This window comes from Agrococcus sp. DT81.2, from assembly GCF_049844935.1.
Taxonomy (GTDB): domain Bacteria; phylum Actinomycetota; class Actinomycetes; order Actinomycetales; family Microbacteriaceae; genus Agrococcus.
This window is the reverse complement of the sequence record NZ_JBNCLZ010000009.1, coordinates 44,479-70,364: the sequence shown is the minus strand read 5'-3', so window position 1 is coordinate 70,364 and position 25,886 is coordinate 44,479. Positions and strand designations below refer to the sequence as shown.

Genomic DNA, 25,886 nt, shown 5'->3' with positions numbered 1-25,886 from the left:
GGTCACATCCGATGTGACGGATGCTGGTCGTTGCGCTTCGTTGGCTCGAGGATCTGGCTCGCAACCGGGCTCTTGTAGGGCGGACGGGACTTGAACCCGTGACCGAGGGATTATGAGTCCCCTGCTCTGACCAGCTGAGCTACCGCCCCGAGGCCTCGCGGCCCGGTGTTCGAGCCTAGCTGTGCAGCTCGACGACGGTCTCCGGGTCGCGGATGTCCTCGCCACGGTAGATGCGCTCGTATGCCGTGATGGTGGTCTCGATGTCGTGCGGGGCGACCATCTCGAGGCTGTGTCGCTGGTACGTGCGGTAGTCGTCGTCATCGAGCCGCAGGACGCGCTCCAGCTTGTCGGCAAGGTCGGCCGCGTCGTCGGGACGGAACAGCCATCCATTGCCGCCGTCGCGCACGAGGTGCGGCAGCGCCATCGCATCGGCAGCGACCACGGGCAGCCCGGTCGCCATCGCCTCCATGGTCGCGATCGACTGCAGCTCGGCCGTCGACGGCATCGCGAACACCTCGGCGCCACGCAGGCGTGCGCGCAGCTCCGCATCGCTCACGTAGCCGGTGAGCGTCACGCGGTCGGCGACGTGGAGGTCGCGGGCGAGCGCGGCGAGCTCGTCGATCTGATCGCCGCCGCCGACGATGTCGAGGTGCCAGTCGAGGTCCTTGGGCAGCAGCGCGACCGCCCGCACGAGCGTGTCGAGGCGCTTCTCGCTCGTGACGCGCCCGACGAAGACGATGCGTCCGCGCTGCCGCTCGGGGTTGGGCGAGTACTCGTCGCCGGGCAGGCCGCACGAGATGGCGTGCACGCCCGTGAGCCCCGTCTTGCGCTCGAGGTAGTCGGCGCTCCGGCGCGTAGGCGTCGTGACCACGTCGCAGCGGCCGAACACGGTCGCCGCGTCACCCCATGCGAAGTCGACTGCCGCCGGGTGCAACGCTCGCGGGATGTTCGAGTGGTCCATCAGGTTCTCGAACATCAGGTGGTTCGTGCCGACCACGCGCATCCCGCGCTTCTTCGCCTCGGTCGAGAACGCACGCCCGAGCACGAGGTGCGACTGGAAGTGCACGACGTCGGGCCGCAGCGCGTCGAGCAGCGACGCGGCGTTCTGCCACACGCGCCACGGCTCCGCGAAGCGCAGCCACTCGTGTCCCGGGTAGAGCATCGATCGAAGGCGGTGCACGGTGAACCGCTGGCCCTCGTGCTCCTCGACATGCGTGCCGTGCCGGCCACGTCCGAGCGCCGACGCCACCACGTGCACCTCGTGTCCCCGCTTCGTGAGGCGGGCGGCGAGCCGCGTCGTGAACTTCGCGGCGCCGTTGACGTCGGGGGCGAAGGTGTCTGACGCGATGAGGATGCGCAGGGGTCGGTCGGTCATTCGTCCTCCTCTGACGCTATGTCGAGCGTCCGGATCTGGGGGTGATGGCGCGCGAGCTGGAACACGCCCGTGACGGCGAGCGCGCCGGCTCCGGCGTAGACGATGATCGCCCACGGCGGCGTCGCGGACGCCTCGCCGAGCACGGTGACGCCGATGAGCACGGCGACGAGCGGGTCGATGACGGTGAGGCCGGCGATGACGAGGTCGGGCGGCCCCGAGGCGTGCGCGAGCTGCACGGCATAGCTGCCCGCGGCGAGCGCCACGAGCATCGCGACGGCGCAGACGATCGTGAGCCACTCGAACTGCGCCGAGATGATGCGGTTGATCACTACCTTCGACAGCGTCACGACGAACCCGTAGAGCACGCCCGCGGCGAGGATGTAGAAGATCGCGTTCGCGCGCGAGCGGAAGAACCACCACGCGGCGCCGAGGCCGCCGAGCGCGACCACGAGCAGCGCGAGCACGGTGAGCAGCTGCCGGTCGCTGATGGGCCGCTCGATCGCGTAGATCGCGGCGATGAAGACGAAGATGCCGATGCCGATCAGGCACAGTCCGATCGAGCGCACGGTGCGGTGGTCGAGGCGGATGCCGGCGAGGCGCGCATTGAGGAGCGCGGTGACCACGAGCGCGACGGCGCCGAGCGGCTGCACCACGATCAGGGGCGCGAAGGCCAGTGCGGCGAGCTGCAGCGCGACGGCGAGTCCGAGCAGCACCGTGCCCACGAGCCAGGCCGGCTCGCGCAGCATCTTCAGGACCGCCTTGCCGCCGAGCGCGGCTCCGCGCTGGTCGCCGCCCTGGAAGTGGCCGACGCCTCGGTGCTGGAACTGCGTGCCGACCGAGAGGAACACCGCGCCGACGATGGCGAGCGGGATCCCGAGCGCCTGCAGCGGCGTGAGCGAGATCTCTGCCGCGAGGTCGTCGAGGGAGGCGAACAGCACGCTCCGAACCTACTCGCCCAGGCCTCGATACCCTGGAGGACATGACTGTTCTGCCCATCTGCATCACCGGAGAACCGGTGCTGCACCGCGTCGCCGAGCCCGTCTCGACCTTCGACGCGGAGCTCGCCACGCTCGTCGACGACATGTTCGCCACCATGGAGGCCGCGCCCGGCGTCGGCCTCGCGGCGCCCCAGGTCGGGCTCGCCAAGCGGCTGTTCGTCTATGACTGGACGGATGCGGAGGGCGTGCGCACCCGCAGGGTCGCCGCGAACCCTGAGCTGTGGATCTCGCCGCTCCCGATCGGCGTGCCCGGCGAAGAGGACGAGGAGGGCTGCCTCTCCCTCCCGGGTGAGCGCTTCGCGCTGCTGCGGGCGGAGCGCGCGATCCTGCGTGCGCAGGACCAGCACGGCGAGCACTACGAGCTCGAGGCCTCCGGTTGGCTCGCGCGCATCCTGCAGCACGAGTTCGACCACCTGAACGGCATCCTCTATGCCGACCGCCTGGATGCGTTCGGCACGAAGGGCGTGCAGAAGGCCGTCAAGCGCAACAAGTGGGGCGTCGAGGGGCTCAGCTGGATGCCGGGCGTCGACAACCTCGAGGACTGACGGCCCGAGCCATCGTCCCGCCCGTGCAAAAGCGGACGCACCGCCGCAACGACAGGAGCGCCCCTCTCTTCCGAGAGGGGCGCTCCACTTCGTTCACTGCGTTCAGTTGGTCCAGTTCGCGACCAGGCCGGCCAGCTCAGCGTCGTCGGGGCGCTCGGCGCTCAAGGCCTGAAGGTCCGCGACATCGACGCGCCCGTCGCCATTGCGATCCCCGGCGACCGCGGGGGCGGGAGCCGGCTCGACGGGAGCCGGCGCCGGAGGCGCAGCCGCAGCCGGCGTTCCGGCCGGGACGTGCGCAGCGATCTGCGCGTCCATGATGCCGGCGAACTCACCGCTACGACCGTGGCCGACACCGGCCGGCCACTCGGACGTCGTGGCGAAGCCGTTCCCGGCGTACCAGTCGTGCCCACCGCGTGCGCCCCAGGACGCCGTCGTGTACGCGGAGTCAGAGGTGCCGGTGTTCCAGTGGCCGACGACGTTCGCCCGGTACTCGGGGGTGAAGGTGTCTGCGACGGCGGGCGCGCGGCCGAAGGCGATGGGGACGATCACGCCGTCCTCCTGCACGGCGGCGCCGTGGCGCGGCGCGAACCATCCGGTCGTGAACTGCGCGCCCGAGCTGTAGCCGCCGATCGCGACGCGGGCCTTGTCGATCGAGTACTGCGCGTACACGTCGTCCACGAGCGCACGCGCCCAGTCGGCCTTGGCGGGGGCTGCCGGGCTGCCGGTCGTGTTGTACCAGCAGTTGTCGGCGCCACCGCAGCTGGGCGAGGGGGCGAACGGCGTCAGCAGCAGCATGTTGTGCTTGCGGGCGACCTCGACGAGCCCGGCGGAGCCGTCGGCGTCGAGGAGGTACGAGGAGTTCGGGTTGTCGAGGCCATAGCCGCCCGACCCGTCGGTGTAGAGCAGCAGCCCGACCGGCTTCGACCAGTCCAGGTCGCCGGCGAAGATGTGGTACTGAGATGTGATCCCGTTGGCGGTGAACAACTGGTTGAGCCGGTTGGTGAGAGCACCACCCGACCCCTCGGTCGGAGCAGCCATCGCGGCCGCCGGAGCGAGCGTGACCGACAGCAGCACCGCGCTGAGCAGCGCGAGAGCACGACGGAACATAGGAATAGGAACCTCCTGGTAGGTGAGCGCCCCCTTGGGAGCAGCTCGCGGACGCACTGCGAGTGACGCTGCAGCCGGGCAGCGTGCAGGGCAGTCGTGCCCATCGCGTGCGGGTCACGGCATCGGCGCCGCAGCAGTCAAGGCGACCCTGGAGCCGCCTGGACGTGCAGAATGCCCGGACCGGGAAGGCTCTCGGGCATTCGATTGACGTGGCAACGTTAGGGGCGGTCGCGCGAATATGACGAATCGGTCATGTCCGACACGCCGGTTACAAAAACAGTGTGCAGATCGCGCAAAACGCCCCCGCTGACGGCGTCGGCGTGCCGCGCGTGGAACCCACAAAGACCCCGCGGGAAGCGCGGCGCCTTTGGTGCAGAACGCACAACGGCCCCGCGCGGAGGCGGGGCCGTTCAGTCCCCGAGTTGGGCTCGAACCATCGACCGTCGCACCGCGACGCGCCCGCCGACAGCATCGGCGCACCAGGTGCAGAACGCAGAAGGCCCCGCGCGGAGCGCGGGGCCGTTGGCTCCCCGAGTTGGGCTCGAACCATCGACCGTCGCACCGCGACGCGCCCGCCGACAGCGTCGGCGCACCGGGCGCAGAACGCAGAAGGCCCCGCGCGAAGCGCGGGGCCGTTGGCTCCCCGAGATGGACTCGAACCATCAACCTGCCGGTTAACAGCCGGCTGCTCTGCCAATTGAGCTATCGAGGATCGCTGCAGGAGCGACGACAAGCGTAGCATCCCGCGCGGCCCGCGGTCACATCGGGCGGGGCGCCGCTACTCCGAGCGCAGCGACCTGCGCTCGCGCTCCAGCTCGAGCAGCTGCTCCTGCAGCCGCTTCGAGGCCTCGGGGTCGGCCACACCGAGGCGCTGCAGGCTGCCGAGCAGCTCGGCCTTGCGGCGCAGGATGTCGCGGTCGACGAGCGAGCCGACGATGCCGCGCACGTAGGCTGTGACGCCGTCGTTCGTCGACTGCGGGATGGGCGCCATCGCGAGCGTGCGCACGAGCGGCACGATCTCGGCAGGCACGGCCTCCGCGACGCGCTCCGAGAAGTCGGGCCGCTCGATCGCATCGAGCGACGCCAGCACGCCGTCGCGCACGACCGCGAGCGACGGGTTGGCGATATACGCGGTCGCGCCGCGCACCGCGAGCTCGCGCCCGAGCACCGCCGGCTGCTGCAGCAGCGCCGAGATCGCGTCGCGCTCAAGCCGCGACGCAGGGTCGCGCTCGAGCTGCCGCAGGGCGACGTCGGCGGGCGGATGCGCTGCCGCCGTCTCGTCGGGAGCGCCCGCTGGGCGCGGCCCGGCCTGCCGCACCGCTCGCCGCACGTCCTCGGGCGAGACCCCCAGCCATCCCGCGACCGTGCGCGTGTAGCCGTCGGCGAGCGCCCGGTCGCGGATCGACTGCAGCACGGGCGCGGCACGGCGCATGGCGTCGACGCGGCCCTCGACCGTCTCGAGGTCGTGCTGCGCGACGATGCGGCGCAGCATGAACTCGAACAGCGGCCGGGGCGACTGCACGAGCTTTCGCACGGCGTCGTCGCCGCGCTCGAGCCGCAGGTCGCAGGGGTCGAGGCCGCCGGGCGGCACGGCGACGAAGGTCTGCGCGGCGAAGCGCTGCTCCTCCGCGAACGTGCGAGCCGCTGCCTTCTGGCCTGCCTCATCGGGGTCGAACGTGAAGACCACCCTGCCCAGCGAGCGCGTATCGGTCGTCGAGACGTCACCGAGCACGCGGCGCAGCACCTTGATGTGGTCGACGCCGAACGCGGTGCCGCACGTCGCGACCGCGGTCGTGACGCCCGCGAGATGGCACGCCATCACATCCGTGTAGCCCTCGACCACGACGGCCTCGTGACCCCGGGCGATGTCGCGCTTCGCCAGGTCGAGGCCGTACAGCACCTGGCCCTTGCGGAAGATCGGCGTCTCGGGCGAGTTGAGGTACTTCGGGCCCTTGTCGTCGTCGGAGAGGCGTCGCGCGCCGAAGCCGACGGTGGCGCCCGCGACGTCGCGGATGGGCCAGATCAGCCGCCCCCTGAAGCGGTCGTAGCTGCCCCGCTGCCCCTCGCTCAGGAGGCCCGCCCCGAGCAGCTCCGCCTCGGTGAACCCGCGGCCACGCAAGTGCTGCTTCAGCGACTCGAACGACGCCGGCGCGAAGCCGACGCCGAAGCGCTCGGCGGCGGCGAGGTCGAAGCCCCGCTCCCCCAGGAACCGCTGCCCGAGGGCCGCCGCGGGCGTCAGCAGCTGCTCCCGGAAGTACGCCTCCGCCGCGCGGCTGGCCTCGAGCAGCCGCAGCCGGCCGCTCGTCTCCTCCTGCGGCTTGCCGTCCTCGTAGTGCAGCGTGTAGCCCAGTTGCGACGCGAACCGCTCCACCGTCTCCGCGAACGACGTGTGGTCCATCGCCATCGCGAACTGGAAGACGTCGCCGTCCTCACCGCATCCGAAGCAGTGGTACCTGCCGACCGCGGGCCGCACGTGGAACGACGGCGAGCGCTCGTCGTGGAACGGGCACAGGCCCTTCATGCTGCCGACGCCCGCCGTCTTGAGCGTCACGTGCGCGCCGACGACGTCGACGATCGAGATGCGCGACCGCAGCTCGTCGATGTCCTCCCGCCGGATGCGCCCCGCCATGGCCGCTCAGTCCCCCACGTGGCGCTCGTGCCACGCGAACGCGCCACGGTCGGTGAGGCTCGACACCTGGTCGACCACCACGCGGGCGCGCTCGGCGTCGTCGGTCGCCTCGGCCCAGTCGTCGGCGTAGGCGCGGTCGAGCGCCTCGGGACCGATGCGCAGCAGCGCGTCGGCCAGCTCCTGCAGGATGCGCCGCTGGCTCGCGTAGATCGGCTGGCGCCGCTCGGCGAGGATGAAGCTCGCGGCGGTGCCCTTGAGCACCGCGATCTCGGCCCGCACCTCATGCGGCACCTCGACGGTGCCGCGGTAGCGGCCGAGCGGCCCCTCGTGCGTCTCGCGGGTGCGGCGGCTCGACGCGTTCGCGAAGCGCCCGATCAGCTTCGACGTGAGGTTCTTGAGCTTCGCGTGGTCGGCGCGCGAGCCGTCGAACGAGCGCAGCCAGGTGTCGAGGTCGTCGAGCCGATCGAAGGCGGCGAGCAGCTCGTCGCGCGTGAACTCCGGCCCGACCCACGTGAGCATCGTCGAGACGAGCTCGTCGTGGCCGACGCGGCTCTGCAGCTTCGCGACGTCGACGTAGCCGCCCACCACGGCGTCCTCGAAGTCGTGCACCGAGTAGGCGATGTCGTCGGCGAGGTCCATGACCTGCGCCTCGAGGCTCGGCCTGCCCTCCGGCGCGCCCTCGCGCATCCACTCGAACGCCTCGCGGTCGGACTCGTAGAAGCCGAACTTGATGCGGCCGGATGCGTCGTGCACGTCGCCGGCGGGCCACGGGTACTTGCAGGCGGCGTCGACCGACGCGCGCGTCAGGTTGAGCCCGTAGGGCCGGTCGCGGATGATCTTCGGCTCGAGCCGGGTGATGACCCGCAGCGTCTGCGCGTTGCCCTCGAAGCCTCCGATCGAGAGCGCCCACTCGTTGAGGCCGCGCTCGCCGTTGTGCCCGAAGGGCGGGTGCCCGATGTCGTGCGCGAGGCACGCGGTGTCGACGACGTCGGGGTCGAGGCCCAGCTCGCCGGCGAGCTCGCGGCCGATCTGCGCCACCTCGAGCGAGTGGGTCAGGCGCGTGCGGGAGTCGTCGAAGCCCATCGTGGGCGAGAGCACCTGCGTCTTCTGCCCGAGCCTGCGGAATGCGCTCGAGTGCAGCAGGCGCGCGCGATCCCTGGCGAAGTCGGTGCGCGCCGACCCGTGCGTCTCGGGCAGCCGTCGCTCGGCGTCGTGGGCGCTGTACGCGCCGACGACCGCTGCGCCCCCGTCAGCCACCACGGGTGTCGCTCTCGTCCTCGATGAGCGCGGCCCGCTGCGTCGGCGTCAGCTCGGGGCTGTCGAGCCAGCCGTCGGGCAGCGCGGGCTTCCGCGGGCTGCCCGCCCGGCCGCGCTGGCCCTCGATGCCCTCGGCGACGTACGGCACGGCGTGGTCGAGCGCGCCGAGCAGGTCGTCGAGCTGCGCGAGCGACTCGACACCCGCGAGGGCGCGGCGGGCGTCGCCGCCGACCGGGTAGCCCTTGAAGTACCAGGCGACGTGCTTGCGGATGTCGCGGCAGGCGCGATCCTCCTCGTCGAAGAACTCGACGAGGAGCTCTGCGTGCCGGCGGAACGCCTGCGCGACCTGCCCGAGCGTCGGCCGGTGCCGCTCGTCGCTGCCCGCGAACGCGGCGGCGAGGTCGCCGAACAGCCACGGCCGGCCGAGGCAGCCGCGGCCCACCACGACGCCGTCGACGCCGGTCTCGCGCATCATGCGCACCGCATCCTCGGCCTGCCAGATGTCGCCGTTGCCGAGCACCGGCACCGAGGTCACGGCCTCCTTCAGCTGGGCGATCGCCGACCAGTCGGCGGTGCCGGAGTAGTGCTGCGCGGCCGTGCGGCCGTGGAGCGCGACCGCCGCGACGCCGGCGTCCTCGGCGATGCGGCCGGCGTCGAGGAAGGTCAGGTGGTCGTCGTCGATGCCCTTGCGCATCTTCACGGTGACGGGGATGTCGCCGGCCCGCTCGACCGCGCGGGTCACGATCGCCCGGAACAGGTCGCGCTTCCACGGCAGGGCGCTGCCACCGCCGCGGCGGGTCACCTTCGGCACCGGGCAGCCGAAGTTGAGGTCGATGTGGTCGGCGCGGTCCTCGTCGACGAGGATCCCGACGGCCTGCTCGATCGTCTTCGGGTCGACGCCGTACAGCTGCACCGAGCGCAGCGACTCCGACTCGTGGTGGCTGATGAGCCGCATCGTCTCGGGCGTGCGCTCGACGAGCGCGCGCGAGGTGATCATCTCGCTCACGTACAGGCCCGCGCCGAACTCGCGGCACAGTCTCCGGAACGCTGTGTTCGTGATGCCGGCCATGGGCGCGAGCACGACCGGCGCGTCGAGGGCGATGGGCCCGATCGACAGCGCCGGCGTGGTGCTCACTGGAGTGCTCACGCCCCGATGAGCCCCTGCGCGAGGTGCGCCTCGAGCTCGTCGACCTTGACGCGGGTCTGCGCCATCGAGTCGCGCTCGCGCACGGTCACGGCGCCGTCCTCGAGCGAGTCGAAGTCGATCGTGACGCAGAAGGGCGTGCCCACCTCGTCCTGGCGGCGGTAGCGGCGGCCGATCGCGCCGGCGTCGTCGAAGTCGATCGCCCACAGGCTGCGCAGGCGGCCGGCGATCTCGCGCGCGAGCGGCGAGAGCTGGTCGTTGCGCGACAGCGGCAGCACGGCGACCTTGACGGGTGCGAGGCGCGGGTCGAGGCGCAGCACGGTGCGGGTGTCGGTGCCGCCCTTCGCGTTCGGCACCTCCTCCTCGGCGTACGCGTCGACGAGGAACGCCATCAGGCTGCGGGTGAGGCCGAAGGACGGCTCGATGACGTACGGCGTGTAGCGCTCGCCGGTCGCCTGATCGAAGTACACGAGGTCCTTGCCGGACGCCTCGGAGTGCGAGCGCAGGTCGAAGTCGGTGCGGTTGGCGATGCCCATGAGCTCGCCCCACTCCGAGCCCTGGAAGCCGAAGCGGTACTCGACGTCGATCGTGCCGGCCGAGTAGTGCGCGCGCTCCTCATCGGGCACGTCGAAGCGGCGCATGTTCGCGGGGTCGACGCCGAGGTCGACGAACCACTGCCAGCACGCCTCGACCCAGCGGTCGAACCACTCGGGCGCGTCGTCGGGCGCCGTGAAGAACTCGATCTCCATCTGCTCGAACTCGCGGGTGCGGAAGATGAAGTTGCCGGGCGTGATCTCGTTGCGGAACGCCTTGCCCACCTGGCCGATGCCGAACGGCGGCTTCTTGCGCGAGACCGTGAGCACGTTGGAGAAGTTGACGAAGATGCCCTGCGCCGTCTCGGGGCGCAGGTAGTGCTGCCCGGCCTCGTTGTCGACGGGGCCGAGGTAGGTCTTCATGAGGCCGGAGAACATCTGCGGCTCGGTCCACTTGCCGGTCGTGCCGCAGTCGGGGCAGGTGATCTCCTCCATCGAGGCCGCGTCGCGGCCCTTCTTGGCGGCGAACGCCTCCTCGAGGTGATCCTGGCGGTGCCGCTTGTGGCACTGCAGGCACTCGACGAGCGGGTCGGTGAACGTGGCGACGTGACCGGATGCGTGCCAGACGGCCGAGGGCAGGATGATCGACGAGTCGAGGCCCACCATGTCGTCGCGGCCCTGCACGAATGTCTTCCACCACTGGCGCTTGATGTTCTCCTTGAGCGCGACGCCGAGAGGCCCGTAGTCCCACGCGGAGCGGGAGCCGCCGTAGATCTCGCCCGCCTGGAACACGAAGCCACGCCGCTTCGCGAGGTTGATGACGGCGTCGAGACGGTTCTGCACCACGGATACTCCTTGGGTTCGGTCGCACGCTGGCTGCCGGAGCCGGTCAGCTCCGGCCCCGCGCACGGCACGTGAACCTCGATTCTACCGAGCGGCGCCGTGGTCCGCGGCCCAGCGGCCGGGCGGTGTGCACATGGGGTGACACGGCGCTGAGATAGGCTCGTGAATCGGGGCGCACGCGCCCCGATCGTCTGCGAGGAGGCCTGATGCGGAGCGAGGAGCGGTGCGAGCTCTACGGTGCGTGGGCGGAGCGCTGGCCGAGCGATGCTGCAGAGCTGCTCGACGGCTACTCCGGCGCGTGGTGGATCGGCGGCAGCTGGGCGATCGACGTCGCGCTCGGCGACAGCGCGCGCCCGCACGGCGACCTCGACATCGTCATCCCGCGCGCCGAGCTCAGCCTCCTGCGCGGATGGCTCGGCGGCAAGTGGCAGCTGTGGTCCGCCTTCCAGGGCGCGCTGAAGCCGCTGCTCCCCCACGACTCCGACGTGCTGCCGCTCGGCACCACGAGCATCTGGCTGCGCCACAGCGCGTACGGGCAGTGGGAGTACGAGGTGCTGCTCGACCCGAGCGACACCGAGTCGTGGCGCTTCCGCCGCGACACCGCCGTCACTTTGCCGCTCGACGAGGCGCTCGTGACGGTCGACGGCATCCGCTTCGCGAAGCCGCAGATCGTGCTTGCCTACGCGGCGGCGGAGAACGCCGACGTCGTGTGGCTCGACGAGGCGCTGCCGGCGCTCGACGACGAGGCGCGCGCATGGCTCGCCGACCGGCTCACGGACGACCACCCGTGGCGGGAGCGCCTCGCCTCGGCCTGATCCGACTCCGCTGGTCGATCCCCTCCGCTGATCGAGTAGCAGCCGAAGGCCGCCTCACCCCGCTGATCGAGTAGCAGCCGAAGGCCGCGTATCGAGATCAATCCGTCTCGATACGGGCGCTCCGCGACCTACTCGACGAGCGGAGAAGGGATGTCGACCGCGCCACCGAAGCGACGGTCGCGCCCGCTGTAGACGTCGAGCGCCCGCCACAGGTCGCTGCGCGAGAAGTCGGGCCACAGCCTGTCGAGGAACACCATCTCGGCGTACGCGCCCTGCATCGTGAGGAAGTTCGAGATGCGCTGCTCGCCCGACGACCGGATGTAGAGGTCGACGTCCGGCACATCCGGGTTGTACATCCGGCTGCGCACGAGCCGGTCGGTGACGCCCTTGGGACTCAGCCGCCCGGCCGCGACGTCCTCGGCGATCGAGCGCATCGCATCCGCGATCTCGTGCGTGCCCCCGTAGTTGACGCACATCTGCAGCGTCATCGTCGAGTTGCCGGCGGTGCGGCGCTCGGCCTCCTCGAGCTCGCGGATGACGGATGCCCACAGCCGCGGTCGACGACCCGCCCACCGCACGCGCACGCCCCACGCGTCGAGCTGGTCGCGCTGGCGGCGCAGCACGTCCTTGTTGAAGCCCATAAGGAAGCGCACCTCGTCGGGGCTCCGCTTCCAGTTCTCGGTCGAGAACGCGTAGACCGACAGGTGCTCGATGCCCGCCTGCAGCGCCCCCGCGACGACGTCGAGCAGCACCGCCTCGCCCGCCGCGTGGCCCTGCGTGCGGGTGAGGCCGCGCTGGTTCGCCCAGCGGCCGTTGCCGTCCATGATGATCGCGACGTGCTTCGGGAGCGTGCCCCGCTCGTAGGCGGGAGGCTGCTCGCCGGTCCAGTCGATCGGCCGCAGCCCTTGGCTCACTGCGCCTTCCGACATCACTGCGCGCTCCGATCGACGTGCTCGAGGCTGCGGAGTCCCCGCTCCAGGTGGAACTGCACGTACGCGGCCACGGCGCCGGATGCGCGGGTGCGGATGCCCTGGTGCGCGGCCTCGGCGAGCGGCCAGTCACCCGTGAGCAGCGCGGACAGCAACTCGAGGGTCGGCTCGTCGATGCGGAGCGCCCCGGGAGGCGCCGCGCTGTCGGAGACCATGCCGCCGAGCTGCGGCACGAAGGAGCGGTGCGGACCGGGCTCGCCGGTGACGGCGCAGTCGCCGAACGACGGCGCCCAGCCCGCGATCGAGAGCGCGCGCAGCAGGTAGGAGTCGAGCGTGAGCGACGCGTCGTGCTCCGAGCGCGCGAGCGAGCGCAGCGCCCCGACGAGCAGCAGGTACTGCTGGCGCGAGCCGTCCTCGTCGGTGAGCCGGTCGGCGGTCTCGACCATCGCGGTCGCGGCGGTGTAGCTGCGGTAGTCGGCCACGATCACGGGCGCGTAGCTGCCGAGCGTCACCGCCTGCGTGATGATGTCGAGGCTCCGGCCGACCGCGAGCTGCAGGTCGGCGACCATGAACGGCTCGAGCCTGGCCCCGAACCGCGACGAGGTGCGCCGCACGCCGCGCGCGACGGCACGCACCTTGCCGTGCTCGCGCGTCAGCAGCGTGACGATTCGGTCGGCCTCCCCCAGCTGGTGGGTGCGGAGGACGACGCCCTCGTCGCGGTAGGTGGGCACGGATTCGTCGGCGAGTCTCGGCGGCTACCGGCTCTGCGCCGTGACCGGCTCCTGCGCCGCGGTCTCCGGCGCCACCGTCCCTGGCGCGACCGGCTCGACGACGCGTGCGCGCAGCCCCCGGTTGACGGCGGAGACGATCGCGCGCAGCGACGCGTTCGTCGAGGAGTGGTCGATCCCGACGCCCCAGAAGCGCGTGCCGCCGAGGTCGAGCTCGACGTACGACGCCGCCTGCGCATCCTGGCCCTCGGCGAGCGTGTGCTCGACGTAGTCGATGAGCGAGACCTCGACGCCCTCCGCGCGCAGCAGCGACAGCAGCGCATCGATCGGGCCGTTGCCGGCGGACTCGACGTCGCGGAGCGTCTGCTCGTCGCGCAGCACGACCGTCAGCCGCGTCTCGCCGCCGAGCGACGACGACGAGGCGACCTCGCGCAGCTCGAAGCGGCCCCACTGGTCCTCGGCCTCGCGCGACGGGTTCGGCAGGTACTCGTCGCTGAAGATCGTCCAGATGTCGCCGCTCGTCACCTCGCCGCCCTCGGTGTCGGTGCGGGCCTGCACGATGTTCGAGAACTCGATCTGCAGCCTGCGGGGCAGGTCGAGGCCGTGGTCGGCCTTCAGCAGGTAGGCGACGCCGCCCTTGCCCGACTGCGAGTTCACGCGGATGACGGCCTCGTAGCTGCGGCCGACGTCCTTCGGGTCGATCGGCAGGTAGGGCACGGCCCAGGTGATCTCGTCGACGCTCTTGCCCTGCGCGGCCGCGTCTGCAGCCATCCGCTCGAAGCCCTTCTTGATGGCGTCCTGGTGGGAGCCGGAGAAGGCGGTGTAGACGAGGTCGCCGGCCCACGGGCTGCGCTCGTGCACCTTCAGCTGGTTGCAGTGCTCGGCCACGCGGCGGATGCCGTCGAGGTCGGAGAAGTCGATCTCGGGGTCGATGCCCTGCGTCAGCAGGTTGAGGCCCAGCGCGACGAGGTCGACGTTGCCGGTGCGCTCGCCGTTGCCGAACAGGCAGCCCTCGATGCGGTCGGCGCCGGCCATGTAGCCGAGCTCGGCGGCCGCGACGCCGGTGCCGCGGTCGTTGTGCGGGTGCAGCGACAGGATGACCGACTCGCGGCGCGCGAGGTTGCGGTGCATCCACTCGATCGAGTCGGCGTAGACGTTGGGCGTCGCCATCTCGACCGTCGAGGGCAGGTTGATGATGACGGGCCGCTCGGGGCGCGCGTCGAGCGTCTCGATGATCGCGTTGCAGACCTCGAGCGCGTAGTCGAGCTCGGTGCCCGTGTACGACTCGGGGCTGTACTCGTAGAAGACCTTCGTCGACTCGAGCATGCCCTCGAGCTCGAGGCACAGCTTCGCGCCGTCGACGGCGATCTGCTTGACGCCCTCGCGGTCGGAGCGGAAGACCACGTCGCGCTGCAGCACGCTCGTCGAGTTGTAGATGTGCACGATGGCCTGCTTCGCACCGTCGATCGACTCGAACGTGCGGCGGATGAGGTGGTCGCGGCACTGCGTCAGCACCTGGATCGTGACGTCGTCGGGGATTAGGTCCTCGTCGATGAGCTTGCGCACGAAGTCGAAGTCGAGCTGGCTCGCCGACGGGAACCCGACCTCGATCTCCTTGTAGCCCATCCGCACGAGCAGCTGGAACATCATCAGCTTGCGATCGGGCGTCATGGGGTCGATCAGCGCCTGGTTGCCGTCACGCAGGTCGACGGCGCACCAGCGGGGCGCGCGCTCGATGCGCTTCGAGGGCCAGGTCCGGTCGGGCAGTTCGACCTTGATCTGCTCGTGGTACGGGATGTACCGGTGTGCCGGCATCCCGGATGGCTGCTGCATGTTCTTCATCGATCGCTCCTGTCGCTTGCTCCTGGGTCCGGGCAGGACAGCCTCCGCGACGAGGAAGCCCGAGGTTCAGGCCTCGTCGCGGCGACGAAGGAGCAGCGCGCTCTGCATGCCCCCATCGTACACCCACCCTCCTCTCGGGGCGGGTGCACGAGGGCCGTCAGTCGGCGGCGACGGCGGCGAGCGGAGCGATGCGCGAGGCGCGACGGCCCGCAGGCAGGCTCGCCGCCGTGGCGATTGCGAGCCCGGCGACGACCAGCGAGAGCGGCAGCTGCCACGGGATCGTCGGCGCCGTCGAGACGACGCCCGGCACCGAGCCGACCATCGACTGCACGCCGATCCAACCCAGCAGCAGCCCCACGCCGAAGCCCGTCGTGACGGCGACGATCGTGATCGCGCCCGCCTCCGCCAGCAGCATCCGCATCGTGTGCGCTCGCCGCAGGCCGAGCATCCGCAGCAGCCCGATCTCGCGCGTGCGCCGCCGCACCGACAGCAGCATCGCGGCGACGAAGCCGAGCACGCCGAGCACTGCCGAGAAGCCCACGATCGCGGTCACGACGGCCGTGACGCCGGTCAGGAGCGCCTCGAGCTCGGCGCGGAACACCGGGTCGCGCTCGATCGTCAGCACCGAGGTTGTGAGGGATGCCCCGGCCGTCACCATCATCGTGACGATCGCGGCGCCGACGAAGAGCGCGAGCACGAGCGAGGCCGTGCGGCCCGGATGCGTCGCAAGCGTCCCCGCCGCGACGCGCGCGGGCACCGAGCGCCCCATGGCGCGGCCGGCGAGCGCGACGAGCGGCGGTGCGACCGCGGGCGCGATGCCGACGATGCCGACCACGAGCACGACGCCCCCGGCGAAGCCGACGAGCACGGCGAGCGGCGTGAGGGTGCCGAGCGCGACCGCGGCGGCGAGCAGCAGCGCGCCGATGCCGAGCCCGACGATCGCGGCGCGACGGCGCGGGCGCCGAACCGTCTCGACGTCGATGCCCGAGCCGCGGAGCGCCTCGAGCGGCGTGACGGCGAGCACCTCGCGCGTGGCGAGCCAGGCGGCCGCCGCCGCGGCGACGGCGACCGCCCCCGCGGGGATCAGTGCCGCGGGCATGAGCGGCGGCATGCCGGTCAGCTCGAAGCCGCCCGGCAGCTGCGACAGCAGGGCCTCGACAGGCAGCGCGACGAGCACGCCGGCGACCCAGCCGATCGCGGCGCCGCCGACGCCGACGCCCACGAACCGGGTCAGCATCCGTCGCCGCTCGGAACCGGCCGTGGCGCCCAGCAGGCGGCGCAGCGCGATCTCGCCGCGCAGGTCGTCGACGGCGCCCGTCAGCGCCTGGCGCACGACGATCGCCGCGACGACGACCGAGACGCCGATGAGGAGCGTGCCGGCGATCGCGAGCAGCAGGCGGGCGGTCTCGCTCTCGGCCACCATGCGCTCGCCGTAGAGGGCGAGCGCGGCGTGCTCCATGAGCGTCGAGAGCGCCGTGCCGAACGCCGCGGCGAGCGCGGCGACACCGAAGGCGAGGGATGCGCCGGTGCGGGAGGAGGCGTCGAGCCGCCGGGCGGGGGCGACGGGCGCGACGGCCACAGTGGTGGCGGCGGTCATCGCTGCGCGGTCCAGCGTGCGGGCGCGCTGCTGGACCCGATCGCGGATGCTGGACCCGAGGTCTGAGGTGCACCATCCGGAGCCGGGTCCATCGGGCGCTGCAGCATGCGCTGCGCGATCGTCGCCGCGTCGGTGGCCGGGAGGTCGTCGTCGATCCGACCGTCGCGCAGCAGCACGACGCGTTCGGCGCGGGCCGCGCCCGCGGGATCGTGCGTCACGACGACGATCGCCTGGCCCGCGGCGGCCTGCGCGACGAGGATCTGCTGCACCTCGAGCGACGTGGCGCTGTCGAGCGCGCCCGTCGGCTCGTCGGCGAGCACGATGGCGGGGCGGTGGGCGAGCGCCCGCGCGATGGCGAAGCGCTGCTGCTGGCCGCCCGAGAGCTCATGCGGCCTCCGCCCGACCAGCCCGGCGACGCCCAGGTCATCGAGCAGCGAGCGTATGCGCGCGCGATCCGGCTGCTGCCCGGCGAGCAGCGCGGGCAGCTGCACGTTCTCGAGTGCAGTGAGACTCGGCACGAGGTTGAACGACTGAAAGACGACGCCCACCTGCGCGCGGCGCAGCGCCGTGAGCGCGTCGTCGTCGAGGCCGACGACGGACGTGCCGCCGATGACGACGTCGCCCGAGGTGGGCGCGTCGAGCCCCGCGGCGAGGTGCAGCAGGGTGGACTTGCCCGACCCCGACTGACCCATGACGGCCGTGAGTGTGCCGGGCTCGATCTCGAGATCGAGGCGGTCGAGGGCGGTGACGGATGCGTCGCCGGTGCCGAAGCGCTTCGTGACGGCTCGGAGGCGGAGTGCGTGCTGGTGCATGCCTCCCAGTCAACGGATTCGCGCGGCGGGCGTCGTCGGGCGGTGGGCCGATCCGGGGTCATCCGAGGGGATGATGTGCGCGGCCGCTGCCCGACCCCCGCTGGTTGAGCCGGTCCGGGCGCCCAGCGCCCTGACCGTGTCGAAACCGGCCCTTGGCCGGCCGGGGCTGCGGTTCCGAGACGCTCAGCGCCTTCGGCGCGGACCGGCTCAACCAGCGGGTAGACCCGCCCCCGTTGGTTGAGCGGGCCGGGCGCGCAGCGCCCCCGACCGTGTCGAAACCGGCCGCTTGGTCGGCTGGGGCTGCGGTTTCGACACGCTCAGCGCCTCCGGCGCGGAGCGGCTCAACCAGCGGGTAGACGCGCCCCCGATGGTTGAGCCGGTCCGGGCGCCCAGCGCCCTGACCGTGTCGAAACCGGCCCCTAGGCCGGCTCGGGCTGCGGTTTCGACACGCTCAGCGCCTCCGGCGCGGAGCGGCTCAACCAGCGGGTAGACCCGCCCCCGCTCGTTGAGCCGGTCCGGGCGCCCAGCGCCCTGACCGTGTCGAAACCGGCCCCTTGGTCAGCTGGGGCTGTGGTTTCGACACGCTCAGCGCCTTCGGCGCGGAGCGGCTCAACCAGCGGGTGGGGGCGGGGCGGCCGCGGGCGGCGCGCGGCTCAACCAGCGGGTGGGGCGGAGGGCGCGGAGCGGCTCAACCAGCGGGTGCGGCGGAGGGCGCGGAGCGGCTCAACCAGCCAGGCGCTCGTCGAGCATCGCCGCCATGAGCTCCGGCGCCTGCAGCGGCAGGCCGTGGCCGATGCCGTCGACGATCCGCAATTCGCTCCCGGGGCGTGCCGCATGCAGCGCCCTCGCGGAGTCGCGCATGACGCGGCGCTCTCGCGCGCCGGCGAGCACGAGCGCCGGGGCTCCGGGCGTCGCCCATGCGGCGGGCGGCGTGAAGCGGATGTTCTCGCACACGCTCGCGACGAGCGTCGCCCGGCTGATCCGTGCCGACTCGGCGACGTAGGCCGGCAGCAGGGTCGCCGGCACGAACAGCTCCTTCGCCTGCAGCCGCGCGAACCGCGGCCAGCGCGCGAGCGGCGCGGCTGCTGCCAGCATCGCGACGGTGGGGCCCGCGAGCGCGAGCGGCTTGGCCTGCGCGCTCACGACCACGACATCCGTCACGAGGTCGGGGCGCTCGGCGGTGAGCAGCACCGCGAGCTGCGCACCCAGCGAGAAGCCGACGACCAGGGCGCCGCCCGGCGCATGCCGCTCGAGCAGCTCGACGAGCGCGCCGACCGTCTCGTCGTGCGAGCGGTAGTCCTGGGATGCGCTGCGGCCGTGCCCAGGCAAGTCGGGCACCAGCACCCGTGCCGGCGTGCGGAGCACCGAGAGCGTCGGCCGCCACATCCACCCGGACACTCCCCCGCCGTGCAGGAGCAGCAGCGGAGGCCCATCGGGCGGTCCGGACTCGTGGAGATGCATGCACCCATCGTGCCGGGTCGCCGGGTCGCCACGTCGACGCCCACCGCGGCTCAGCTCAAGCGCTCCGTGAGGTGGATGTCGACCTCGTCACCGTCCTGCTTGCCGATGGCGTGCCGGATCTTCGCCGCGATCGGCAGCTTGTGGGTGCCGTCGCCGAGCGCCATGAAGGCACCGCGGAAGGGCATGCCGTCCACGGTCCCGGCGACCTTCACGAGGCCCCGAGTACCGAAGACGGTCGCCGAGTCGGGCATCACGACGCACGTCCAGGTGTCGCCAGGGCGCACGCGTCCGAGGACGGCGGTGAAGCGAAGATCGAGAGAGCCGGGACCGGACACGGCGTGCTCCGTTCGTGGTGCTGCTGACGAGGTGCCTCAGGCTACTCCCCACTGCGCCCGGCGCCGCGTCAGACGGGCTGCTCCCCCACCAGCCCGTGCTCGTAGGCGAACACCACGAGCTGCACGCGGTCGCGCAGGCCGAGCTTCGCCAGGATGCGCGAGATGTGCGTCTTCACGGTCGCCTCCGAGACGAACTCCGAGCGGGCGATCTCGGTGTTCGAGAGGCCCTTCGCCGCCAGCCCGAAGATCTCGCGCTCGCGATCGGTCAGCTCGCCGAACGCCGTCGGGGCCGCGCGCCGTTGCCGCCCGAACGCCTTGAACAGCTCACGCGTGGCGCTCGCCGCCACGACCTCGTTGCCGGCGTGCACCGTGCGGATCGCCGCGAGCACGAGCTCGGGCTCCGCGTCCTTGAGGATGAAGCCCGACGCCCCAGCGCGGATGGCACGCGCCGCCGCCTCGTCGAGGTCGAAGGTCGTGAGCACGACCACGCGCGCCGCCGGGTTCGCGCGCACGATGCGGTCAGTCGCCGAGATGCCGTCGAGCACGGGCATCCGCACGTCCATGAGCACCACGTCGGGCTGCTGCTCGTCGGCGAGCCGCACCGCCTGCGCCCCGTCGGCCGCCTCCCCGACGCACGTCAGGTCGGGCTGCGACTCGACGAGCATGCGGATGCCGCCGCGGAACAGCGCCTGGTCGTCGACGATGAGCACCCGGATCATGCGGCGCTCCCGTGGCTGCGCGCCGCGCCCGCCTGCTGCATGAGCCCGGCGGGGAACGCAGCCCGCACCCGGAACCAGCCGCCCTCGACTCCGGTCCATGCGTCGCCGCCCGCGAGCCGTGCGCGCTCGTGCATGCCGCGCACGCCGTGCCCGGGGTGACCCGGAGCGCTCAGCATGCGGTTGTGCACGTCGAGCACGATGCCGGTGGCGCCCGGCGCGACCGGCACGCCGTGCAGCCGCACGTGCACCGGCTCTGCGCGGTCGCCGTGACGCAGCGCGTTCGTGAGCGCCTCCTGCAGAATCCGGTAGGCCGCGATGTCGGCCGTGCGGGGCAGCGCCGGCCGGTCGCCCGCCCGCTCGACGCGCACGTCGAGACCGCTTGCGCGCATCCGCTCGACGAGCACGTCGACGTCGTCGAGCGACGCGACCGGGTCGGGCGCCTCGCTGTGCCGCAGCTGGGCGAGCAGCAGCCGCACGTCGCCGAGCGCCTCCTTGGCGGTGCCCGCGATGGTCTCGAGGGATGCATCCTTCGCGGCCGGGTCAGCCGTGTAGCGCGCGCCGTTGGCCTGCGCGATCACGACGGCGAGAGAGTGCGCGACGACGTCGTGCATGTCGCGGGCAAGCGCCGCGCGCTCCTCCTCCTGGTCGGCGCGCTGCAGCGAAACCTGCGCCACGACGGTCGCCGCCTCCGTGCGCGCGGCGGCCGCGACGCCCCAGCCGACGAGGATCGTCATCGAGAACAGCAGCATCGGCGGGATCCACAGGAACGCGACGAACCGCACGATCTCCTCGATCGGCACCGGCTGGCCCGCACTGAACCCGGCGATGCCGCCAGTCGTGGTCATCCAGTAGGCGGCGAGCACCGACGCGACGAGCGCGAGCCCGAACGCCGCGAGCCTGCCGGGCCAGCGCGAGAAGCGGCCCGCCGAGTAGAGCACGACCAGCACGCCGAACCACATCGGGAACATGGGTGCCGCGACGACGACGTGCACGACCGCGAGCACGGTGAGGCCGGCGATCGCGAGCACCGGCTGCGTGCGGCGCAGCAGGATCGCGCCGGGGATCGCGAGCGCGACGATGGCGGCGAGCAGCCAGTGCCAGCCGAAGCCGACCGTGCCGAGCAGCAGCGTCGGCAGGGCAAGGAAGAGCACGGTGACGGCCGCGATGATGGCGTCGGTGCGGAGCGAGCCGGGCGCCCGCGTAGAAACCCGCCCCGGGTCGACCGGATGCGCTGCGGCGGGCACGGCGGCGTCGATGGTCGGGAGGGTGGTCACGCGATCCAGCGTAGGAGGAGCGCGACGGGCGCGGCCGTCCGACGGCCCGGAATCATCCGCTCGACGGAGGCGTCCGCCCCGTCGAACCCACCACAGACAGCGGCGATCCTGCGGGCTCGGCCACCGGCGGAGGTCGCACCGGCCCGCGCTCGATGAGGAGCCGCTCGCCGTGAGATGCCCGATCCTGCGGCAGCCCGCGGATATGCTCGGCCTCTGCACTGGCGCAGACCCGCCTAGAGGACCGAGGTCACGTGGACGAGACGACCGTCGAGACAACCGCCGGACGGCCCGAGCTCGCGCGCGGCCGAGGGCGACTCGCTGTCGCCGCGCGATCACTGCGGATCGCAGCCGCGCTCGGCCTGGCCGAGGCCGAGCTCCGCGGCCTGCACCACGTCGTCGGTCCCGGCGACGTCTGCTTCGACATCGGCGCCGCCTACGGCATGTACACCTTCCCGCTCGCCGAGCTCGTCGGCCCGGGCGGCGCCGTGCACAGCTTCGAGCCGCAGCGTCGGCCCCGCAGGCTGCTGGCCGCGGTGCGCGGTGCGGTCGGCGCTTCGCACGTGCGACTCTCGGACTCCGGCATGGGCCGCGTCGCCGGCCACCTGCAGCTCGTGCTGCCGTCGCGGTACGGCCTGCCGATCAGCGGGCACGCGCATCTCGCCGACGGGTTGGCGCCGACCGGCGCGCCGGGTTCGGCGGGGCGGCGCATCCGCGTGCCGGTGACGACGATCGACGACGTGTGCGACGCGCGCGGCATCGAGCGCGTGCGCTTCATCAAGGCGGATGTCGAGGGCTTCGAGCCCGAGGTGCTGCACGGCGCGGCGCGCGTGCTCGAGCGCGACATGCCGGCGCTGCTGCTCGAGATCGAGGATCGACATCTGTCGCGGTACGGCCGGACCGCCGAGGACGTCAGCAGGATGCTGCGGGCGCGCGGCTACGGCATGGCGACCTGGCGCGACGGCGGCTGGCGGCCCGCCGAGCGGGTGGTGCTCGGCACGCGGAACTACCTCTTCAGGGCGGCGGAAGGCTAGGTCTCGATGCGCGCGCTTCGCGTGCTGCTCGACCAGCGGGGTGGGTGGGTCTCGATACGCGCGCTTCGCGTGCTACTCGACCAGCGGGATGGGTGGGTCTCGATGCGCGCGCTTCGCGTGCTGCTCGACCAGCGGGGTGGGTGGGTCTCGATACGCGCGCTTCGCGTGCTACTCGACCTTGAGTCCTCCGCGCTCAACGCGGCTTCGCCGCATTGAGCGCTGCGGACTCAAAACCCGAAGCGGCCCAGCTGCTTCGGGTCGCCCTGCCACTCCTTCGCGATCTTGACGCGCAGGTCGAGGTGCACCTGCGTGCCGACGATCCGCTCGATCTCGGCTCGCGCATCCGCCCCCACCTGCCGCAGCCGCGAGCCGCCCTTGCCGATGACGATGCCCTTCTGGCTGTCGCGCTCGACCCAGAGGTTGGCGTAGACGTCGGTGAGCTCTCGGTCCTCGCGGCGCACGATGTCGTCGATCGTCACCATGATCGAGTGCGGCAGCTCGTCGCGCACGCCCTCGAGCGCGGCCTCGCGGATCAGCTCGGCGATGCGGATGTGCAGCGGCTCCTCGGTGGTCGTCTCGGCCTCGTAGAGCGGCGGGCCCTGGGGCAGCAGCCCGACGAGCGTGTCGAGCAGCACATCGAGCTGCGTGCCCTGCAGCGACGACAGCGGCACGACGGCATCCCACTCGCGCAGCTCGTTGACCTCGAGCAGCTGCTCGGCGACGCGCTGCTTGGAGGCGGCGTCGGTCTTCGTCACGACCGCCACCTTCTTCGCTCGCGGGAAGCCCTCGAGCTGCTGGTCGATGAAGCGGTCGCCCGGGCCGAGCGGCTCGTCGGCCGGCACGCACAGGCAGATGACGTCGACGTCGCCGAGCGTCGTCTGCACGACGGCGTTGAGGCGCTTCCCCAGCAGCGTTCGCGGCTTGTGCATCCCGGGGGTGTCGACGATCACGACCTGCGCGTCGTCGCGGTGGACGACGCCGCGGATCGCGTGCCGCGTCGTCTGCGGCTTCGACGACGTGATGGCGATCTTCTCGCCCACGAGCGCGTTCATGAGCGTCGACTTGCCCGCGTTCGGACGCCCGACGAACGTCACGAACCCGCTCCGGTGCGCCGCGTCGCGCTGGCCCTGCGCGCCGGAGTCGAAAGCGGCGGCATCGGAACCCGAGTCGAGGTCGGCGGTGTCGTCCATCATGCGGCCCCCTCGGCCTCTCGGTCCGCGCGAACCTCGCGCGAGACCTCCATCTCGCCCGCGTTGCGGCCGCGGCCGTCGATCGAGCGCACCTCGATGCGCAGCTCTCCCGCGTGGACGACGTCGCCGACCTCGGCGATGCGGCCGAGCTCCTTCTGCACGAGGCCGCCGACGGTGTCGACGTCCTCGTCGTCGAGCGTGAGGTCGAACAGGTCGCCCAGCTCGTCGATCTGCAGCCGCGCCGAGACGCGCCAGACGCCCTCGCCCTCGTCGACGATCTCGCTGCGGCCCCGGTCGTGCTCGTCGCGGATCTCGCCCACGAGCTCCTCGACGAGGTCCTCGAGCGTCACGAGCCCGGCGATGCCGCCGTACTCGTCGACGACCATCGCGACGTGCACGCGCTCGGCCTGCATGAGCGCGAGGGTGTCGTCGGCCTTCTTCGACTCGGGCACGAGGATCGCCGGCCGCGCGAGCTCCTCGGCGGTCTCGGTCGACTCCGGCCGCCACGTGCGGCTGCGCACGACGTCGCGGAGGTAGAGGATGCCGATGATCTCGTCGGTCGCCTCGCCCACCACGGGCATGCGCGACAGGCCGTTGTCGAGGAATTGCCGAAGCGCATCCTGGGCCGTCGCGTCGCGCTCGACGGTGATCATGTCGGGCCGGGGCACCATCACCTCGCGCACGAGCGTCTCGTTGAACTCGAAGATCGAGTGGATCAGCTCGCGGTCGTCGTCCTCGAGCACGTCGGACTCGGCCGCGGCGTCGACCATCGACAGCAGCTGCGCCTCGGTCGTGAACGCGGTCTCGCGCTGCCGTCCGGGCGTGATCTTGTCGCCGACGGCGGCGACGAGGCTCGCGATCGGCCCCATCAGCACCCGCCAGAAGCGCAGGAAGCGTGCGGAGCCCCGCAGCAGCGCGACCGCGTGCGTGCGACCGACCGCTCGCGGGCTCGTGCCGACGAGCACGAACGAGACGACGATCATGACGCCGCCCGCGATGAGCAGCGTCGTCCACCACTCGGTGACGAGCGAGTCGACCGCGAGGGTGATGAGCACGGCGGCGAGCGTCTCGCACATGATGCGGCCGAACTGCAGCGTCATGAGGTGGCCGCGCAGGTCGTCGGCGATGGCGAGCATCGCGCGGCCGTGGCGCGCGGTGACGGATGCGTCCTGCAGCTCGGCGCGCGAGACCACGCCGAGCGCGGCGTCAGCGGCGGCGAGCCACGCGCCGAACGCGATGAGCACCGCGGCGGCGGCGAAGAGGAGGATCTCGAACATCAGGGGAGGCGGCCCGGCGTGCCGCCGTCGTGCTCCTCGAACGCAGCCAGGAGCTTGTCCTGCAGGGTGAACATCTCGTCGCGCTCCGCCGGCTCGGCGTGGTCGAAACCGAGCAGGTGCAGCAGGCCGTGGGTCGTCAGCAGCCGCAGCTCGGTCATGAGGCTGTGGCCGGCCTCGACGGCCTGCGCCTGCGCGACCTCCGGGCACAGCACGATGTCGCCGAGCAGGCCCGCGGGCGTCAGCCGGTCGTGCGCGCCGGGGCGCAGCTCGTCCATCGGGAACGAGAGCACGTCGGTCGGGCCGGGCTCGTCCATCCACTGCACGTGCAGCTGCTCCATCGCGGCGACGTCGACGAGCACGATCGCCACGTCGGCGTCGGGGTGCACGAAGAGGCGCTCGAGGTCGAACCCGACGAGCCGGATCAGCTGCGCCTCGTCGACCGAGGCATCCGTCTCGTTCAGCAGGTCGATCGCCATCAGCCCCTCCGACCGCGCTGGTGCGGCGGCTGCGACTTGCGCGCCTGCTTCGCCATCTGGCGCTGGTCGTGCTCGGTGTAGGCGTCGACGATCTCGCCCACGAGCGAGTGGCGCACGACGTCGGCACTCGTCAGCACGGCGAAGTGGATGTCGTCGATGCGTCCCAGCACCTGCTGCGCGACCTGCAGCCCCGAGGTGCCGGCGGGCAGGTCGACCTGCGTCGAGTCGCCCGTGACGACCATCTGCGAGCCGAAGCCGAGGCGGGTCAGGAACATCTTCATCTGCTCGGGCGTGGTGTTCTGCGCCTCGTCGAGCACGATGAACGAGTCGTTGAGCGTGCGACCGCGCATGTAAGCGAGCGGCGCGACCTCGACGACACCGGTCGCGAGCAGCTTCGGCACGAGCTCCGGGTCCATCATCTCGTTGAGCGCGTCGTAGAGCGGCCGCAGGTAGGGATCGATCTTGTCGGTGAGTGTTCCAGGCAGGAAGCCCAGCCGCTCTCCGGCCTCGACCGCGGGGCGCGTGAGGATGATGCGGTTGACCTCCTTGCGGTGGAGGGCCTGCACGGCCTTCGCCATCGCGAGGTAGGTCTTGCCGGTGCCGGCGGGGCCGACGCCGAAGACGATGGTGTGCTCGTCGATCGCGTCGACGTAGGCGCGCTGGCCCTCCGTCTTGGCGCGGATCGACTTGCCGCGCGACGTGAGGATCGCCTCGCCCATCGCGTCGGAGAGGCTCCGGGTCGAGTCCTGGCGCAGGATGCGTGTGCCCTCCGCGACCTCGGTCTGGCTCAGGTCGGCGCCCTGGCGCACGAGGTCGACGAGCTCCTGCACGAGCCGCCCTGCGACCGTGACGTCGTCCTCCGGGCCCTCGAGCGTGACGAGGTTGCCGCGCACGGCGACCCGCACATCGGGATGCTCGTGCTCGAGCCGCGTCAGCAGGCGGTCCTGCGGCCCGAGGAGCCGCACCATC

23 protein-coding genes and 2 tRNA genes are annotated in these 25,886 nt (G+C 72.0%); 3 read left to right on the top strand and 22 right to left on the bottom strand.

Annotated elements, in window-relative coordinates; all coding sequences use genetic code 11:
* Positions 1-75: 75 nt before the first annotated feature.
* The 3 genes from ACLQ21_RS14650 to ACLQ21_RS14640 all read right to left on the bottom strand — a co-directional run bounded on the left by ACLQ21_RS14650 (position 76) and on the right by ACLQ21_RS14640 (position 2,313).
* A tRNA-Ile gene (locus ACLQ21_RS14650) sits at positions 76-149 on the bottom strand.
* A gap of 26 nt (positions 150-175) precedes the next feature.
* Positions 176-1,375 (bottom strand): glycosyltransferase, encoded by a 1,200-nt coding sequence (locus ACLQ21_RS14645; protein ID WP_425664699.1) that lies wholly within the window; start codon positions 1,373-1,375, stop codon positions 176-178.
* Positions 1,372-2,313, bottom strand: a complete 942-nt coding sequence (locus ACLQ21_RS14640) for a DMT family transporter (RefSeq protein ID WP_425664698.1) — start codon at positions 2,311-2,313, stop codon at positions 1,372-1,374. The genes ACLQ21_RS14645 and ACLQ21_RS14640 overlap by 4 nt, the downstream gene beginning before the upstream one ends.
* A 41-nt stretch (positions 2,314-2,354) precedes the next feature.
* Between ACLQ21_RS14640 and def the strand changes: the two genes are divergently transcribed.
* Positions 2,355-2,918, top strand: coding sequence for a peptide deformylase (gene def / locus ACLQ21_RS14635; RefSeq protein ID WP_425664697.1), 564 nt, complete (start codon positions 2,355-2,357; stop codon positions 2,916-2,918).
* 102 nt (positions 2,919-3,020) lie between these two features.
* On the opposite strand, the gene ACLQ21_RS14630 is transcribed toward def, so the two are convergent.
* The 6 genes from ACLQ21_RS14630 to ACLQ21_RS14605 form a co-directional block, all read right to left on the bottom strand.
* Positions 3,021-4,025, bottom strand: coding sequence for a hypothetical protein (locus ACLQ21_RS14630; protein ID WP_425664696.1), 1,005 nt, complete (start codon positions 4,023-4,025; stop codon positions 3,021-3,023).
* 636 nt (positions 4,026-4,661) lie between these two features.
* A tRNA-Asn gene (locus ACLQ21_RS14625) sits at positions 4,662-4,737 on the bottom strand.
* Positions 4,738-4,803: 66 nt separating this feature from the next.
* Complete coding sequence (dnaG, locus tag ACLQ21_RS14620; RefSeq protein ID WP_425664695.1) at positions 4,804-6,654, bottom strand: DNA primase; 1,851 nt, start codon at positions 6,652-6,654, stop codon at positions 4,804-4,806.
* A gap of 6 nt (positions 6,655-6,660) precedes the next feature.
* The gene (locus tag ACLQ21_RS14615) at positions 6,661-7,911 is read right to left on the bottom strand and encodes a deoxyguanosinetriphosphate triphosphohydrolase (RefSeq protein WP_425664694.1); all 1,251 of its coding nucleotides are present in this window, start codon (positions 7,909-7,911) and stop codon (positions 6,661-6,663) included.
* Positions 7,904-9,058 carry a tRNA dihydrouridine synthase DusB gene (gene dusB, locus ACLQ21_RS14610; RefSeq protein WP_425664693.1) on the bottom strand — a complete coding sequence of 385 codons (1,155 nt, stop codon included), beginning with the start codon at positions 9,056-9,058 and terminating at the stop codon, positions 7,904-7,906. The genes ACLQ21_RS14615 and dusB overlap by 8 nt, the downstream gene beginning before the upstream one ends.
* Positions 9,055-10,434, bottom strand: a complete 1,380-nt coding sequence (locus tag ACLQ21_RS14605) for a glycine--tRNA ligase (protein WP_425664692.1) — start codon at positions 10,432-10,434, stop codon at positions 9,055-9,057. The genes dusB and ACLQ21_RS14605 overlap by 4 nt, the downstream gene beginning before the upstream one ends.
* Positions 10,435-10,637: 203 nt before the next feature.
* On the opposite strand from ACLQ21_RS14605, the gene ACLQ21_RS14600 reads away from it, so the two are divergent.
* On the top strand, positions 10,638-11,246 hold the full coding sequence (locus tag ACLQ21_RS14600) for a nucleotidyltransferase domain-containing protein (protein ID WP_425664691.1): 609 nt from the start codon (positions 10,638-10,640) through the stop codon (positions 11,244-11,246).
* A 128-nt stretch (positions 11,247-11,374) separates the two neighbouring features.
* On the opposite strand, the gene ACLQ21_RS14595 is transcribed toward ACLQ21_RS14600, so the two are convergent.
* The 9 genes from ACLQ21_RS14595 to ACLQ21_RS14555 all read right to left on the bottom strand — a co-directional run bounded on the left by ACLQ21_RS14595 (position 11,375) and on the right by ACLQ21_RS14555 (position 20,943).
* Complete coding sequence (locus tag ACLQ21_RS14595) at positions 11,375-12,160, bottom strand: isoprenyl transferase (protein WP_425664690.1); 786 nt, start codon at positions 12,158-12,160, stop codon at positions 11,375-11,377.
* A gap of 14 nt (positions 12,161-12,174) precedes the next feature.
* Complete coding sequence (recO, locus tag ACLQ21_RS14590) at positions 12,175-12,906, bottom strand: DNA repair protein RecO (RefSeq protein WP_425664689.1); 732 nt, start codon at positions 12,904-12,906, stop codon at positions 12,175-12,177.
* 24 nt (positions 12,907-12,930) lie between these two features.
* The gene (gene leuA / locus ACLQ21_RS14585; RefSeq protein ID WP_425664688.1) at positions 12,931-14,745 is read right to left on the bottom strand and encodes a 2-isopropylmalate synthase; all 1,815 of its coding nucleotides are present in this window, start codon (positions 14,743-14,745) and stop codon (positions 12,931-12,933) included.
* Positions 14,746-14,902: 157 nt separating this feature from the next.
* Positions 14,903-16,342, bottom strand: a complete 1,440-nt coding sequence (locus tag ACLQ21_RS14580) for an FtsX-like permease family protein (RefSeq protein WP_425664687.1) — start codon at positions 16,340-16,342, stop codon at positions 14,903-14,905.
* Entirely contained in the window at positions 16,339-17,154 is an 816-nt protein-coding gene (locus ACLQ21_RS14575) for an ABC transporter ATP-binding protein (protein ID WP_425664686.1), read from the bottom strand. Before ACLQ21_RS14575 ends, ACLQ21_RS14580 begins: the two co-directional genes overlap by 4 nt.
* A gap of 723 nt (positions 17,155-17,877) precedes the next feature.
* The gene (locus tag ACLQ21_RS14570) at positions 17,878-18,615 is read right to left on the bottom strand and encodes an alpha/beta fold hydrolase (protein WP_425664685.1); all 738 of its coding nucleotides are present in this window, start codon (positions 18,613-18,615) and stop codon (positions 17,878-17,880) included.
* A gap of 50 nt (positions 18,616-18,665) precedes the next feature.
* Positions 18,666-18,950 (bottom strand): DUF1905 domain-containing protein, encoded by a 285-nt coding sequence (locus ACLQ21_RS14565; protein ID WP_425664684.1) that lies wholly within the window; start codon positions 18,948-18,950, stop codon positions 18,666-18,668.
* A gap of 68 nt (positions 18,951-19,018) precedes the next feature.
* Positions 19,019-19,669, bottom strand: coding sequence for a response regulator (locus ACLQ21_RS14560; protein ID WP_425664683.1), 651 nt, complete (start codon positions 19,667-19,669; stop codon positions 19,019-19,021).
* The gene (locus tag ACLQ21_RS14555; RefSeq protein ID WP_425664682.1) at positions 19,666-20,943 is read right to left on the bottom strand and encodes a sensor histidine kinase; all 1,278 of its coding nucleotides are present in this window, start codon (positions 20,941-20,943) and stop codon (positions 19,666-19,668) included. Before ACLQ21_RS14555 ends, ACLQ21_RS14560 begins: the two co-directional genes overlap by 4 nt.
* A 251-nt stretch (positions 20,944-21,194) precedes the next feature.
* Between ACLQ21_RS14555 and ACLQ21_RS14550 the strand changes: the two genes are divergently transcribed.
* Positions 21,195-21,974, top strand: a complete 780-nt coding sequence (locus tag ACLQ21_RS14550; protein ID WP_425664681.1) for an FkbM family methyltransferase — start codon at positions 21,195-21,197, stop codon at positions 21,972-21,974.
* Between the two features lie 227 nt (positions 21,975-22,201).
* Here the strand turns inward: ACLQ21_RS14550 and era are convergent, their stop codons facing one another.
* The 4 genes from era to ACLQ21_RS14530 are packed head-to-tail and all read right to left on the bottom strand — an operon-like array spanning position 22,202 to position 25,885.
* Positions 22,202-23,164, bottom strand: coding sequence for a GTPase Era (gene era, locus ACLQ21_RS14545; RefSeq protein WP_425664717.1), 963 nt, complete (start codon positions 23,162-23,164; stop codon positions 22,202-22,204).
* Positions 23,164-24,441, bottom strand: a complete 1,278-nt coding sequence (locus tag ACLQ21_RS14540; RefSeq protein ID WP_425664680.1) for a hemolysin family protein — start codon at positions 24,439-24,441, stop codon at positions 23,164-23,166. The genes era and ACLQ21_RS14540 overlap by 1 nt, the downstream gene beginning before the upstream one ends.
* Complete coding sequence (gene ybeY / locus ACLQ21_RS14535) at positions 24,441-24,917, bottom strand: rRNA maturation RNase YbeY (protein ID WP_425664679.1); 477 nt, start codon at positions 24,915-24,917, stop codon at positions 24,441-24,443. Before ybeY ends, ACLQ21_RS14540 begins: the two co-directional genes overlap by 1 nt.
* On the bottom strand, positions 24,917-25,885 hold the full coding sequence (locus ACLQ21_RS14530; protein WP_425664716.1) for a PhoH family protein: 969 nt from the start codon (positions 25,883-25,885) through the stop codon (positions 24,917-24,919). Before ACLQ21_RS14530 ends, ybeY begins: the two co-directional genes overlap by 1 nt.
* Position 25,886: the final 1 nt, after the last annotated feature.